The sequence below is a fragment of the Roseateles albus genome (assembly GCF_028595345.1).
Taxonomy (GTDB): Bacteria; Pseudomonadota; Gammaproteobacteria; order Burkholderiales; family Burkholderiaceae_C; genus Paucibacter_A; species Paucibacter_A albus.
This window is the reverse complement of the sequence record NZ_JAQQXT010000007.1, coordinates 200,014-212,849: the sequence shown is the minus strand read 5'-3', so window position 1 is coordinate 212,849 and position 12,836 is coordinate 200,014. Positions and strand designations below refer to the sequence as shown.

Genomic DNA, 12,836 nt, shown 5'->3' with positions numbered 1-12,836 from the left:
TCACTGACTGGCACCGCTCATTCCCATGTTTGCATCCATTTCAGCTCCCACTGCCTGGGCACTGCTCGTCATCGCCGGCCTGCTCGAAATCGTCTGGGTCATCAGCATGAAAGCCTCGGAGGGCTTCACCCGTCATCTCTACACCGCCATCACCTTTGGCGCCGCCTGGGCAAGTTTTTCGCTGCTTGGCTTCGCACTGAAGGCTCTGCCGGTGGGCACGGCCTATGCTGTTTGGACGGGCATAGGCGCGGTCGGTGCGGCGGCCTTGGGCATGCTCATTTTCAAGGAGCCAGTGACGCTGGCCCGTATCGGCTGCATCAGCTTGATCGTCGTCGGCATCTTGGGCCTGAAGATGCTCAGCGCCGAATAGTCCAAAAGGCGCCCTGTGCTCAGGGCAGCACCGGCAGTGCCTTCAAGTAAGCGTGCAGCTTGGCGGCAATCGCCTCGCGCTCGGCCGGCGCCATCGAGTCGGGCAGCGCGGGCATGCTCGTTCGCGGCTTGAACGCCAGCGGGGTCAGCAGCCAAACGCGCCAGGTGCGCTCATCCAGCAGCTTGGCACGAACGGCCAAATTGAGCGGCATCTTGTCGCCGCCGAAACCGTTGATCTGATGGCAGCTGAGGCAAAATTTTTGCGCCAACGCCGCTTGCTCTCCCCATTGCTCGCTGCTCATGCCCGCAGGCAGCAAGACCGCCGGGCTGGCTTGGCGCAGGCTGATTTGCGCGACTTGATAAGGCCACTGCGCACCGCCCTCGGCCAGCAGCTCGGGTGCGGCGAGATTGTCCCAAACCAAGTAGTAGGGACCCAGCGGCACGTCTTTTTCGCCCTGCGCTTTGTTGTCCACGCTGAAGGGCGCTTGTGGCTCGGCCAAGCCGAACACCAGATAGGCGTGGTACTTGGCGAAGCGCTCGGCCGGGATGCGGGCCACAAAGCCATCGAGCGCGCGGAACTCGATCTCGCTGGCCGGCGCTTTGTTCCAGTCGACACCGAGCAATTGACGCAATACTTGCGCGGCCGGGTAGCCCAGGTAGGCGCGCTGCACCGATGGCTCGCCTTGAATGCTCAGGTGCGGCTCGATCACCTTGACGGCTTGCGGCGGCGCCTTCAGCAATTCTTGCAAGGCGGCGGGTGTCGGCAGCGGCTCGGCCAGGGCGCTCACACCACACAGTGCCATGCCCAGCGGCAGCGCTTGCAAGCGTGAGAAGTAGGGGGTTCTCATGGTGACGGGCTCCGCAATAGAAACTGGATGGGCATGTGATTGAATCACAGTAGCTCGCCTACTTCACCCACTGCGGAAAATAGCCCAGCCGGTCTTGCGTGGCGCTGTCATGCGCCGGCAGCAACACCAGCGCCGGGTCTTTGCCCATCATGGCGCGCAGCTGCTCGACGCTGCTTTGCGTCTGCTCGGCATGGTCGTCCACCAGTGCGCCGGCGGCCCAGAACTTCGGCGCCCCGGCCTTGATCGCGTCGACCGTCCAGGCCACATCGCCGATGAAGAAATAGACTTGCCCACTGTCTACTTTTACGAACATGCCGATCGAACCCGGCGTATGGCCGGGCATGGGTACCAGCACGACGCTGCCGTCGCCAAACAGGTCCAGGCTTTGGGCATAGCCGCGATAAGGCTGCGGCTTGAATTCAAGCAAGTCCCATCGGATGGATTCGCTGCCGATTTGCGAGGCCCAGCTGCCGCCAGGCCCGCGTGTCGGGTGGCGGATCAAGTCCATCTCGGCCGCCGCCACGCCTATCTTTGCCTCGGGGAAGTCCAAAACGCCACCCGCATGATCCCAATGGCTGTGGCTGAGAATGACCCGGCTCAGCGGCGGGATGCCGGCGCGGTCCAATTGCTCCCGGGCCGGCAGCACCGGGGCCTCGTATTTGAAAAACGGCCGCCACCACAAGGGCATGTCCGCACGGTACTGGCCGTCGATTTGGCGCCCCATGCCGGTGTCGAACAAGAAGTATTCGTCCCGGTGCTTGATCAAAAAGGCCGAGAAGTTGGAGTCGATCTGTTTGGTCAAGCTGCCGCCCGGCACCAAGAGCCCCTCCATCACCGCGACACGCGAGGTCTTGATGATGGCGAAGCCGATGTCAGGGAGCTGGCTTTGTGCCCGAGCAGGCAATAGCTGCAGCAAAGTGACCATCAGGAGAGCGTGAACGAGTGATCGCATGGAGTGGCTGCCTAAGCAATTGGTCGAGAAGTGAGTCAGCTTAAAGATGGGTCTATGCTCCAAGGTCAAGCCCTCACCTTCATTTTTCGCAGCCAAGATGAACATCAGCCAACTCGCCAAAGCCTGCGACATCTCCGCCGACACCGTGCGCTATTACGAGAAGCAAGGCCTGCTGGCGGCGCCGGCGCGGTTGGAGAACGGCTACCGTAGCTATGCGCCGGCCCAGGTGGAGCAGCTGCGTTTCATACGCGGTGCGCAGGCGCTGGGCTTTTCGCTGCAGGAGATCCGCGCCATCCTGCCGCTGTTGGCGCAGGGCAAATTTGGCCGGCCCGAGATAGAGCAGCAGTTGCAGACCAAGATGGCGCAGATCGACGCGCATATCGCGCAGCTGCAGCAGTTGAAGTGCGAGTTGGCGGCCACCTTTGCCTCGCTGCGCTGCGCGCCCGAGAGCGTGCTGGTGACCGACGACGCCGTCGCGCCCGACAGCGGCAGCGGCGCAGGTGCGGCGGTGCTGAAGCGCAGCTTTCGGCCGCCGCGCTCTCAAAAAGCTTAGCGTCCCTTCAAACCCTCGGTGAATGGCAACTCAGCGCGCCGGCTGCAAGCTCAGCGTGCTGCGCGTGTGCGCAGCCACATCCGCCTCGGCCAAATGCTGTGCGCGGTACCGGCCAAGCGCGTGCATCTGCGCTTGATCGGCGTAGTGCCGGTCGCCCCAGACGCCGCTTTGTCCGACCGGGTTGATACCCAGCGACTCGGCCGGTTTGGCCAGATCAATGATGCGCCGCGTCGACGGGCCGTAGACCACGGCCCAGGGCGCTGGGCCGATGCGGGCGGCCATATTGTTGGGCGTCTCATGGCTGCCGGCCGCCGCGAAGGGGCCGACATTGAAGACCCGGTCCAGCGGCTTTTGCAGGCCCAGCGGGTGGCCATGGGTGACGGTGTGGGCGCGGCCCCAGGTCCAGCTCTTGGCATCAGCCCCCAAGGTCTGGCGCAGGTAGCTCAGGCTCAGGCCCCAGGCCTCGGCGACGATCTCGGCCTGCGTCTCCACCGCCGGCGTGTCGCGCTTGTCCCACCAGGGTGAAGTGGGGTCTGCCATCAAGCGCGGCAGCGCGTGGTCGAGCGCGCGGGTCAGGCGCAGATTGTTGAAGACCTTCTCACCCAACTCGTCTTGCAAAGCCAGCCTTGCCAGCTCGAACAGGAATTGCTGATACAGCACCGGTGCGCGCAGCTCGGTCTTGTAGGCGCCGTCCCAGGCGGCCATCTCCTCGACCAAGCCCTGTTCCGGCACTTGCCGCAAGAGCGGCAAAAGCGGCCTCAACACGCGCTGGCTATAGCCGGTCTGCACATCGAGCTGCAAGGCCTTGCTATTGGTGGGCGCCCATTTGATGGACGGGTCACGCAGCAGCGAGTCAAGCCGCTCGGCGCGGTCCCAGAGGTTGTAGTAACCCGGTACTTGCAGGGCGCCGGCCGGCTGATGATTGGCCGAGACGACATAACCGCGCGCCGGGTTTTCTTCCTGCGGGTTTTGCGCAAAAGGAAGAAAGCCGAGCTTGTCGGCCTCGCTGCTGGCGCCGTCCAGGATGAAGCTGGGGTTGACGCCGGCCGGGCGGATGGGCAGCTTGGCGGCGGCCCACCAGGCGATGTCGCCGCCGGCATTGGCCCAGACGATATTCAGGCCGGGCGCATGAATTTGCGCTGAGGCTGCGCGCGCCTTGTCCAGGCTATCGGCGCGGTTCAAGGCGTAGAAGGCTTCCAGCACCGGGTTTTCGGTTTCCAGAAAAGCCCACCAGAGCGCGATCGGTGTTTCGCCCACGGCGCCGGCCAGCGCGTCATTGATGATGGGGCCGTGGCTGGAGCGGCGCAGCGTCAGCTTGACCGGCTTGGCGCCCTTGACCGCGATCAGCTCCTCGCGCGACTGCAGCGCCTCCCAGCGGTCCTTGTGCCAGACCTCGTTTGGATTGGCCGGGTTGAGCTTCTCGGCCACCAGGTCCACATCATCGTTCTGGAACATGGTCAGGCTCCAGGCGAAGTTATCGTTATGCCCCAGCAGCGCCAAAGGGTTGAGCGCCTGGTGGTGGCCGTAAAGCTCAAAGCCGGGGCATTTGAGATGTGCCTCGTACCAGACCGCCGGTGTGGCGAACTGGATATGCGGGTCGCCCGCCAACAAGGGTTTGCCGCTAGTGGTGCGCACCCCCGCCACCGCCCAGGCATTGCTGCCCTCGAACAGCGGCTGGCCGGCGGCGGCCAAGGCGTCTTGGCTGAGTTGAGCCAAGCGGCCCAGGTCTTGCCAGTCGCCGGGGCGCAGCTGTTGGCGCAAGACGCCATCGGGCTGCCAGGGCTGATCGAAGATCTTCAGATAGCCGGCGCCGAGCTGATCGCGGATCAGCGTCAGCGCCGGCTCGGTGCGAAAGGCTGCCGCAAAGCTATAGGCGAGGTAACCGCCTATGCTGACGGTGTCGGCCGGCGTGAAGGGGCGCTTCTTGATGCCGAGGATGTCGAACTCCAGCGGCGCCGGGCGAGTGTCTTGGAACTGATTGACGCCGTCCAGGTAGGCGAGCAGCGCCCGCTTGGCCGGCGTGTCGATCTGCGCGAATTCACGCGCCGCATAGGCGTCGGCATGCGCGCGTATGCCTAATGTGCGGAACAGCCGATCGGTTTCGACCAGTTTGGGTCCGAGGATGGCGGCCAGCTCGCCGCGCGAGAGGCGGCGCAGCATTTCCATCTGGAACAAGCGGTCCTGGGCATGCACGAAGCCGAGTGCCCGGTACAGATCGACTTCATTCTGCGCCTCGATATGCGGCACGCCGAATTCGTCATAACGAACGGTGACGGCGGCGTGCAGGCCGCTGATGGTCAGCTCGCCCGAGCGCTGCGGCTGCTTGCTGTGCACATGCCAGGCCAGCGCGGCGGCTAAGCCCAGCAAGACCAGCAAGACGAGCACGAAGCCAGCGACTATCCGCAGGCTCCTTTTCTTCATGATCTTGTCTCCAGCAAGCTGCCCCAGTTTCGCCGCGCCAGCAGCATCAGCAGCGCCGCCGCGACCAAGGGCACGGCATAGATCAGGCCTTGGGCCAGGCCGAGCAGCAGCGGCGGGGCGGCGGTGGCCAAGTTGTCCAGATAGCGGCGCAAATACAGGGCCAGCAGCAGCGGCGCCAGCCAGACGCAGGCGCGGCGCAAGGAATTGCTCGCCTCTGCGCCCAGCACTTCGCGCCCGGCCAGCATGAACAACGCCGCCACCACGAACACCAACGTGAAGAAGGTGTTGAAGATCGCCTCGGCCGAGCCGGTCTCGGCTCGGAAGAGCCAGAACGGCAGCCAGCTCAGGCACAGCAGGCTCAGGCCAAAAGCGCAGCGGCCGGCGCGCTTGGCGGCATGGGCGTCGCCCCGCTGCTCGGCTTCGGACTTGGCCTTTTTCATCAGCGGCATCAAGGCCAGGCTGCCCAGACCCAAAACCGCATCCGCTGCCAGCGTGATCGGATAACCCCAGGCCTCAATGGCCAGGCCTTGCCAGGTGGCGGTATAGGCGATCGCCAGATTGCTCAGCGCCATATAGGCGGTGAACTGGGTGGCGGCCACGCGAGGGTTGGTCACGTCCATGAACAAGGCCGTGCGCACGCCATAGCCCAGGCCCATGAAGATATTGAAGGCGATGGTGGAGGCCCAGAGCGCGGACACCAAGGCTGGCGGCACCGCCGCCAGCGCGCTGGCACTGCCCGTTTCGCGCGGCATCACATAGCCATGCTTTTGCAGCACCCACATCAGATACAGCACCGGCAAACTCGTCAGCAGGGTGCACACGGTCAGCACGCGGCGCCGCCCCAGATGGTCGGACAGCACGCCGCCTATCACCATGGCGACGGCGCTGGCGACGGTGGAGAACAGTTGCAGCCAGGCAACCTGGTCATCGTCCAGGCCCAACTCGACCGACAGATTCGATTGCAGCGCCAGGCTCAAAGACATGGCACCCGCTGGCAGCAAGGCGTAGAACACGCCGGCAAACGCGCCCTTGGTGCCCAGGAAGGAGCGGAAGGCGGCCATCGCGAAGTCACGCATCTCGCCGGCGGCGTGGCGCAGGCCCGAGCCGGCCTTGGCGGCCGTCTCAGCCGTGGCCAGCACCAAGGCTTCTTTCATCGGCAGCACCACCAGGCCCGTAACGGCCAGAATGCACAGCGCGACGAAGATGAAGCTGGACTGGAAGCCGATATAGGACATCAGGAACAACACGCCGCTGCCGCCGACCGCCTGGCCAATGGCTGCGCCGCCAAACATCAGGCCGTTGGCCAGGCCGCGCTCGTCTTCTTGCAGCACATTGCAAGCCAGCGAGTCGATCGCCACATCCTGCATCGCCGCAAAGGTGTTGTGCACCAGCAAAATCAAGGTGAACAGCGGTAGCTGCTCGGGCAGCTTGAGGAAGATCAGCACGGCCAAGGTAGCCGCCATCATCAGCTGTGTGCCTATGATCCAGGCGCGGCGGTGGCCGAAGCGCTTGGAGCGGAACACGTCGATCAGCGGGCCGAACGCCCATTTGAAAGCCCAGGGCAGGTAAAACGCCGCCACAAAAGCGCCAATCTCGGCCGGCCCTACGCCCATGCGGCGCAGCTGGGTGGCCACCGCCGTAGCGGCGAAACCGAGCGGTATGCCCTCGGTCATATACAAAAAGAAAAAGGCCGAAAGACGGCCGTTCTTGCTGCCCAGCAGATTGGGGAGTCTCATTCTTGATCGGCGCTGATCGGCGCCCCTGGCAATCATTGTGGGCGGATTATCGGGGCCAGGGGGCGTCGATTGGTCCGCACTGACCGGCGTCAATCGCCGGGCCTTGTGCCCAAGGGGCAGTTCCACCTACTTATTCAGGGGGCGGCTTGGCCCCCTGAATAAGGGGGTTTGGACTTAAATACTCGCCTGGTCGGCTGCTACATTGCGCTTCCTTCAAGCCACCACAGCTCCTGCCATGCAATCGTGCCTCATGAATAAACTCCGTCCACAACGCACCGCCATTGCTGTGGGATTGATGCTCGCGTTCTCCCAGGCACAGGCGCTGATCACGCCGGTTTGCGGCACGGTCGATGGCAATAACTACAGCGGGGTGGATACGCTGTTTCTCAACGGCAGCAATGGCGCCAGTTGCTGGGTCGCCCTGACCGGCGGCAGCAACTACTCGGGTGGCACGAAGATCACGGGCGGCAGCACGCTGCAGATCGGCAATGGCGGGACGTCCGGCTCCATCACCGGCAACATAGACAACAACGGCACGCTGGCCTTCAATCGCGCCGACAACACCAGCTTCGCGGGGGGCGTCTCGGGCTTCGGCAATCTGAGCAAGCTGGGCAGCAACACCCTCACTCTGACGGGCGGCATCTACCTCTCAGGCATCGCCACGGTGAGCGGCGGCACATTGGAGGTCGTCGGGGACTTCCGCCCCGACGTCGTCGTGGCCGACTCCGCGCGCCTGGTTTTCAACAAGCTTGTCGACGATAACTACTCGGGATCTATCAGCGGCGCCGGCAGCTTCATCAAGCAAGATGACAAGGAGCTCCACTTTTACGGCAACATCCTCAACACCGGCGGCACCACCATTGCCGGCGGCACGCTGGTGTTTCAAGGTGGCGTCATCAGCGGCGATGTCACGAACATGGGCAAGCTGGTGCTCTCCCAATCCAACGATTTCCTTTTCGGCGGATCGATCAGTGGCTCGGGCAGCGTGGAAAAGCAGTCCTCCAACACGCTGATTTTGTCGGGCGCCAACAGCTATAGCGGCGGCACCAAGATCTCCTCGGGCACCTTGCTGATCGGCGCTGGCGGCTCTTTCAACGGCAATGTGCTCTTGGGCTACTTCGGCACGCTGGCCTTTGGTCGGGAAGATGACATCAGCTTCGCCGGCGCGATCAGCGGTGACGGCCGCTTGGAGCAACGGGGCGGCGGCATGCTGACCTTGACCGGCGACAACAGCTTCAGCGGCGGCACCACCGTGACGCGCGGCACGCTGCGCATCGGCGATGGCGGCACGTCCGGGGCCCTCGGCGGCGGCGTGGTCAACAACGGTAGGCTGATTTTTGATCGCGCCGATGACGCCAGCTTCGCCGGCCAGATCAGTGGCTACGGCGAACTGATCAAACAGGGCGCAGGCAAGCTGACCTTGACGGGCGAGCACAGCTACAGCGGCGGCACGAGGGTTGAAGCCGGCACCTTGCAGATCGGCGACGGCAGCAGCATCAGCTCGGTCACCGGCAATATCTGGAATGCCGGCACGCTCGTTTTCAATCAAGCCGCTTACGCCGAGTTCGGCGGCAATATCAGTGGCGGCGGCGGGCTGATGAAACTCGGCGCGGGCATCTTGAGCTTGACCGGCAGCCATACCGTCGGTACCACGACGGTCGATGAGGGCGAGCTGCGCATCTGGAACGGCGGCAGCATGGACAGCGGTTTCGTCTACCTTGGCGGGGCCAATGGCGCAGCCCTGGTGTTCGGCAGCGGCTCGCAGTGGCGCAGCTGGGGCGATATGGTGGTGGGCTCCTACGGTAGCGCGAGCCTGGGCATCATCGATGGCGGCGCAGTGAGCAATGGCTGGGGCCTGGTTGGCCAGGACAAAGACAGTGTGGCCCACGTCACGGTCGCCGGCGCAGGCTCGAGCTGGACCAACAATGGCAAGCTCCATGTCGGTGTGGGCGGCAAAGGCCAGCTCTTGATTGCCGCCGGTGGCCTGGTCAGCAGCAAGGGCGCCGCTTTGGGCCTTGAGCAAGGCAGCTCCGGCAGCGTCACCGTCGTGGGCGCGGGTTCCCGGTGGGACAACAGTGGCGAGCTTCTGCTTGGCGTTTCCGGCGCGGGCGAACTGAGCATCCAGGAAGGCGGCTTGGTGACGAGTCAGTCGGCAACGCTGGGTGTCAAGTCGGGCAGCACAGGCAACGCCAGACTCATTGCTGGGAATTGGAGCAACTCTGGCGACATGATTGTGGGCCAGGCAGGCCAAGGCTATGTCGAGCTGCAAGGCGGGCAATTGAGCAACGCCGGTGACCTGATTGTTGGCCAATCGGGCCAAGGCCAGGTGCTGCTCAGCAATGGCGCTCTAACGAGCAGCCGCGGCGGCATTGTTGGCGCAGAGCAAGGCAGCACAGGTCGGGTCGATGTCTACACCTCGCAGTGGAACAACTCGGGTGACCTCGTCGTTGGCGGTGCCGGTACGGGCACGCTCGTCATCCAAACGGGTGGCTTGGTCAACGGTCAGCGTGGAACTATTGGCAACGGGTCTAGCGGCTCGGGCTCCGTCTTGGTCAATGGCGCGGGCTCGCAGTGGAACAACAAGGCCGATCTTTTTGTCGGCCTTTGGGGCGCGGGCACCTTGTCCGTCAAAGACGGCGGCTGGGTCGGTGCTCAGAATGGATACCTTGGCCTAGGTGCGGGCATCACGGGCGCCGCCGCAGTCAGCGGCGCGGGCTCGCAGTGGAAGAGCACGGGTGAGCTTCATATTGGCCATTACGGCACAGGCACGCTGTTGATCGAAAACGGCGGAGCAGTGAGCAATCAGGCCGGTTATATCGGCCGCTGGTCGGGCAGCCAGGGCGCCGCCACCGTCAGCGGTGCGGGCTCGCAGTGGAACAATGCCGGCGAGCTCTATATTGGCCATCAGGGCGCAGGCAGCTTGACCATCAAGGGCGGCGGCGTGGTCAACAATCAGACTGGCCATATTGGCGAAGGCTCGGGCAGCAGCGGCGCCGTCAGCGTCAGTGGTTGGGGTTCCAAGTGGAACAACGCGGGCAACCTCTATGTCGGCCAAGACGGTGCCGGCACGCTGAGCATTCAGAATTCAGCACAGGTCACAGCGGACGCTCTGTTCATTGGCGGCCAAGGCACGGTCAATTTGGAAGGCGGCCAGTTGCAAGCCAGCCAGGGCTTCATCAAGGTCGACGGCAAGCTCAACTGGACCGGCGGCACGCTCTCGGGCTCCTTCGTTCAAGTGGCGCCCGGCGGCTCCCTGGTTTCCAGCGGGGACAACAGCCTGCAGGCCTTCTTGTTCAATGAAGGCAGCGTCGAGTCCAAGTCCGGCACCCTGAATTTTCAGGGCGATGTGCTCGGCGCAGGCAGCTTTGCTGGCAATGTGGCCTTCCAGGCCGCTTACACGCCTGGCTATGGCGCGGCGACGGTTACTTTCAATGGCGGCAATGTTCACTTCGGCGGCGGCTCGATGCTGACGCTGGAGCTCAACGGCATGCAGGCCGGCAGCGATTACGGCCAGTTGTTGAATATCGGCCACCTGCAGTTTGATGGCATGCTGAACCTGGTGTTCAACTTTGCGCCCGAGGCAGGCAGCTTTTCGCTGCTGGGTTTCAACAGTTTTGGCGGTAGCCTGGCCGCCGACCGCATCACAGTCAGCGGCTTTGACCGCAATCGCCTGGATTTCAGTCAACTGGGCAGCAGCGGCAGCCTTACGGTCACCGCCGTGCCCGAGCCTTCGAGCTGGGCGCTGATGCTGGGCGGCGCGGCGGCGCTGGTGGGCTGGACGCGCAGGCGGCGTGTGGTGGCGGTGGCTGCCTGAGTTTGATGAGGAAACTTGCGAACGCAGGGGGAGCAAGTTCAAGCTACTTCTGTTGAGCTGAAGGGCGGTGATCAAAACTCAGCACTCTGGCCAGCTTCCAGGTGTCTCCCTCGCGTTTCCATAGATGCACGAACTGCGCGACTTCAGATCCGGGCTCACCCGCCTTTGCGAATATGTGTCGTCCGATCTGTAGGGCGCCGTAGCCTTGCATCGGGTAGACCTCCAGACTACCGGGCACCAGAGTTCGGGTCACACCATTGTCACGAGGGCAGGATTTCAGGGTGCGAACGTCGTTGCCAAAGCTGGCACCAGTACGGTCGTGATAGAACTCCGCGTCTTCGGTGAAGATTGCTTTGAACTTGGCTGCGTCGCAGCTAATAAACGCGGCCTCGAAGAGCGCGCTGTCCATGCGTGCCAGCCCGTCGTAAAGCGGCCCGCTGCGCACGTCATCTTGCGCGAAACAGACTGGCGCGGATGCCGCCAGGAATGCGGCAACAAGGCTTTGGCGCCCGCGGAAGTTCGAGTCGCCGGCGCGACCGCGGTGCGGTGTGTTTGGGCTGGTGTGCGTGCGCATAGTGCTCCTTTTGATGCCGAGGGCGTAGGCTTGAGGCGTCTGCCTAAGTGGCGATGTGCCGCTTGATTTTTGCATTAGGCAGTGCCCTTTGGTTTGACCACGAATCCGCTTTCAACATTGCCCACGAAGCCCACCGACTCATAGAGCCGGTGGGCTTCGGTTCGCTGCGTGCCGGATAAGAGATGCACCTTGCAGCAATGTGCGGACCAAGCGAGGTCGAGCGCGTGTTCGAGAACAAGGCGCCCATACCCACGGCCGCGATGAGCAGCAAGGGTGACGACATGTTCAATGATTCCAAAGGGTTTGGCGCCGCATGCAAGATTGGGAATGATCGCCAGCATGCAAGTTGCAATAAGAGTTTGTCCAAGCTCGCAGACGAGCATATGAACATCTTGCCGATCGGTAAGGGCGCGGAGCGCCTCACCTGCTTCAATCCCGGTGGCAGTTCCTTGCCCGTACCGGAAATTCACTTGCTAGGAAAAAATGGAGCCGCAGGAACCGATTCGGCCTTCAGACTCAAGACCTGACCCTCAAAAGATTCACTATCAAGGTGCTCCGGATTGGTGTTTCAGCAGCCTGTTAAGTGCCTGAACCCCGGCGCCGAATGTGCTCCTTCGTGGATGGACCAGGGGTGAGGGTTCGCACAGTTCCGAAGTTTGTTCGCCTATGGTGGCTGCCGAGGGATTATTGAGTTTTTGATGACTGAGTTTTCTGGGCTTTCGAGCCTTCGACTAACTCACTCTGTCCTGAATTAATGCGTTTAATTTCCCTTTCAACCATGGGCACTAAGGCGGCATTTTTCTTATGCAGATAATGGTAGACGGGCATCGAGGCAAACACTGGCAGCACCTGAATTTTTGATATGTCGGGCTTATTGCTTTCGTGGACATTTAAGTAGTATTCCTCCAACTGCCCTTTAGGCGCGATGGCTACATCAATTCGATGAAGCAACAGCATCGCCAAGAGAGAATCGTAGGAGTTAACCAACCTCAATCGGTCTTGGCGAACAGAACTCTCGGTTAATTGGGCGCCGCGACGTGCCCCAATCGATAAGCCCGATGCGTTAATCTTGTCCCAGCTTGAAAGATCGGTGGATGTCCCTTGCAAAATATAGGGAACATATTCGGTCACATTTACGGCGACAGGAACCCGAAGGAGGTTCTTCGCAGATTCTTCAATATATGGAAGCCGGGCAACTTCGCCATCAAAATCGCCATTGTTTGCAGCCATCACTGAGCGGGCGAACGGCATTGGAACCACGACGAGTTCGTAGCCTAAATTTGCGTAAACCTTACGCAATATCGCCAGGGGCTTATCTGTAATGGTCCGCACTTCCTCCATCATCGCCAGGCGAATGGTCTTTTCCTGCGCGCACACATTGAAGCAGACCGATGCGGCAATTGCAGCGATGAAAACTCTCGCTTTTGCGCGAAGCAAAGATTCTTCATCGGATGACAACATCGTGGCGGGAATTCTCGAGTGCAGTAGCTCGACAGTCAAGTAAACCTGAGTCCTGGTTGCTCTTTGGGAAGCGGTTGGCCGGAGGTTCACGGACTGATTCCAAAAACA

General features: G+C 62.4%; 10 protein-coding genes. 3 read left to right on the top strand and 7 right to left on the bottom strand.

Going from position 1 to position 12,836, the window contains the following annotated elements:
- Positions 1 to 25 precede the first annotated feature (25 nt).
- Positions 26 to 370, top strand: a complete 345-nt coding sequence (locus tag PRZ03_RS13145; RefSeq protein WP_273600711.1) for a DMT family transporter — start codon at positions 26 to 28, stop codon at positions 368 to 370.
- 19 nt (positions 371 to 389) lie between these two features.
- Here PRZ03_RS13145 and PRZ03_RS13140 read toward each other — a convergent pair whose 3' ends face one another.
- Both PRZ03_RS13140 and PRZ03_RS13135 read right to left on the bottom strand, forming a co-directional pair.
- A complete protein-coding gene (locus PRZ03_RS13140) occupies positions 390 to 1,217 on the bottom strand; it encodes a c-type cytochrome (RefSeq protein ID WP_273600710.1) in 828 nt (275 codons plus the stop codon).
- 58 nt (positions 1,218 to 1,275) lie between these two features.
- Positions 1,276 to 2,169 carry an MBL fold metallo-hydrolase gene (locus PRZ03_RS13135; RefSeq protein WP_273600709.1) on the bottom strand — a complete coding sequence of 298 codons (894 nt, stop codon included), beginning with the start codon at positions 2,167 to 2,169 and terminating at the stop codon, positions 1,276 to 1,278.
- A gap of 97 nt (positions 2,170 to 2,266) precedes the next feature.
- Between PRZ03_RS13135 and PRZ03_RS13130 the strand changes: the two genes are divergently transcribed.
- Positions 2,267 to 2,722, top strand: a complete 456-nt coding sequence (locus PRZ03_RS13130) for a heavy metal-responsive transcriptional regulator (RefSeq protein WP_273600708.1) — start codon at positions 2,267 to 2,269, stop codon at positions 2,720 to 2,722.
- 30 nt (positions 2,723 to 2,752) lie between these two features.
- Here the strand turns inward: PRZ03_RS13130 and PRZ03_RS13125 are convergent, their stop codons facing one another.
- Positions 2,753 to 5,143, bottom strand: a complete 2,391-nt coding sequence (locus PRZ03_RS13125; RefSeq protein ID WP_273600707.1) for a penicillin acylase family protein — start codon at positions 5,141 to 5,143, stop codon at positions 2,753 to 2,755.
- Complete coding sequence (locus PRZ03_RS13120) at positions 5,140 to 6,879, bottom strand: MFS transporter (RefSeq protein ID WP_273600706.1); 1,740 nt, start codon at positions 6,877 to 6,879, stop codon at positions 5,140 to 5,142. The genes PRZ03_RS13125 and PRZ03_RS13120 overlap by 4 nt, the downstream gene beginning before the upstream one ends.
- A gap of 250 nt (positions 6,880 to 7,129) precedes the next feature.
- Here PRZ03_RS13120 and PRZ03_RS13115 point away from each other — a divergent pair, with 250 nt between their 5' ends.
- Positions 7,130 to 10,693 carry an autotransporter-associated beta strand repeat-containing protein gene (locus PRZ03_RS13115; RefSeq protein ID WP_273600705.1) on the top strand — a complete coding sequence of 1,188 codons (3,564 nt, stop codon included), beginning with the start codon at positions 7,130 to 7,132 and terminating at the stop codon, positions 10,691 to 10,693.
- A gap of 43 nt (positions 10,694 to 10,736) precedes the next feature.
- Here PRZ03_RS13115 and PRZ03_RS13110 read toward each other — a convergent pair whose 3' ends face one another.
- From PRZ03_RS13110 to PRZ03_RS13100, 3 genes are all read right to left on the bottom strand, one after another.
- The gene (locus PRZ03_RS13110) at positions 10,737 to 11,267 is read right to left on the bottom strand and encodes a nuclear transport factor 2 family protein (RefSeq protein ID WP_273600704.1); all 531 of its coding nucleotides are present in this window, start codon (positions 11,265 to 11,267) and stop codon (positions 10,737 to 10,739) included.
- A gap of 74 nt (positions 11,268 to 11,341) precedes the next feature.
- On the bottom strand, positions 11,342 to 11,650 hold the full coding sequence (locus tag PRZ03_RS13105) for a GNAT family N-acetyltransferase (RefSeq protein ID WP_273600807.1): 309 nt from the start codon (positions 11,648 to 11,650) through the stop codon (positions 11,342 to 11,344).
- Between the two features lie 301 nt (positions 11,651 to 11,951).
- Entirely contained in the window at positions 11,952 to 12,728 is a 777-nt protein-coding gene (locus PRZ03_RS13100; RefSeq protein WP_273600703.1) for a substrate-binding periplasmic protein, read from the bottom strand.
- Between the last annotated feature and the right edge of the window lie 108 nt (positions 12,729 to 12,836).

What these genes read in the sequence shown, in the direction of transcription:
- PRZ03_RS13145 (WP_273600711.1), top strand. Translation starts at nt 26, where the DNA reads ATGTTTGCATCCATTTCAGCTCCCACTGCCTGGGCACTGCTCGTCATC.
- PRZ03_RS13140 (WP_273600710.1), bottom strand. Translation starts at nt 1,217, where the DNA reads ATGAGAACCCCCTACTTCTCACGCTTGCAAGCGCTGCCGCTGGGCATG.
- PRZ03_RS13135 (WP_273600709.1), bottom strand. Translation starts at nt 2,169, where the DNA reads ATGCGATCACTCGTTCACGCTCTCCTGATGGTCACTTTGCTGCAGCTA.
- PRZ03_RS13130 (WP_273600708.1), top strand. Translation starts at nt 2,267, where the DNA reads ATGAACATCAGCCAACTCGCCAAAGCCTGCGACATCTCCGCCGACACC.
- PRZ03_RS13125 (WP_273600707.1), bottom strand. Translation starts at nt 5,143, where the DNA reads ATGAAGAAAAGGAGCCTGCGGATAGTCGCTGGCTTCGTGCTCGTCTTG.
- PRZ03_RS13120 (WP_273600706.1), bottom strand. Translation starts at nt 6,879, where the DNA reads ATGAGACTCCCCAATCTGCTGGGCAGCAAGAACGGCCGTCTTTCGGCC.
- PRZ03_RS13115 (WP_273600705.1), top strand. Translation starts at nt 7,130, where the DNA reads ATGAATAAACTCCGTCCACAACGCACCGCCATTGCTGTGGGATTGATG.
- PRZ03_RS13110 (WP_273600704.1), bottom strand. Translation starts at nt 11,267, where the DNA reads ATGCGCACGCACACCAGCCCAAACACACCGCACCGCGGTCGCGCCGGC.
- PRZ03_RS13105 (WP_273600807.1), bottom strand. Translation starts at nt 11,650, where the DNA reads ATGCTCGTCTGCGAGCTTGGACAAACTCTTATTGCAACTTGCATGCTG.
- PRZ03_RS13100 (WP_273600703.1), bottom strand. Translation starts at nt 12,728, where the DNA reads ATGTTGTCATCCGATGAAGAATCTTTGCTTCGCGCAAAAGCGAGAGTT.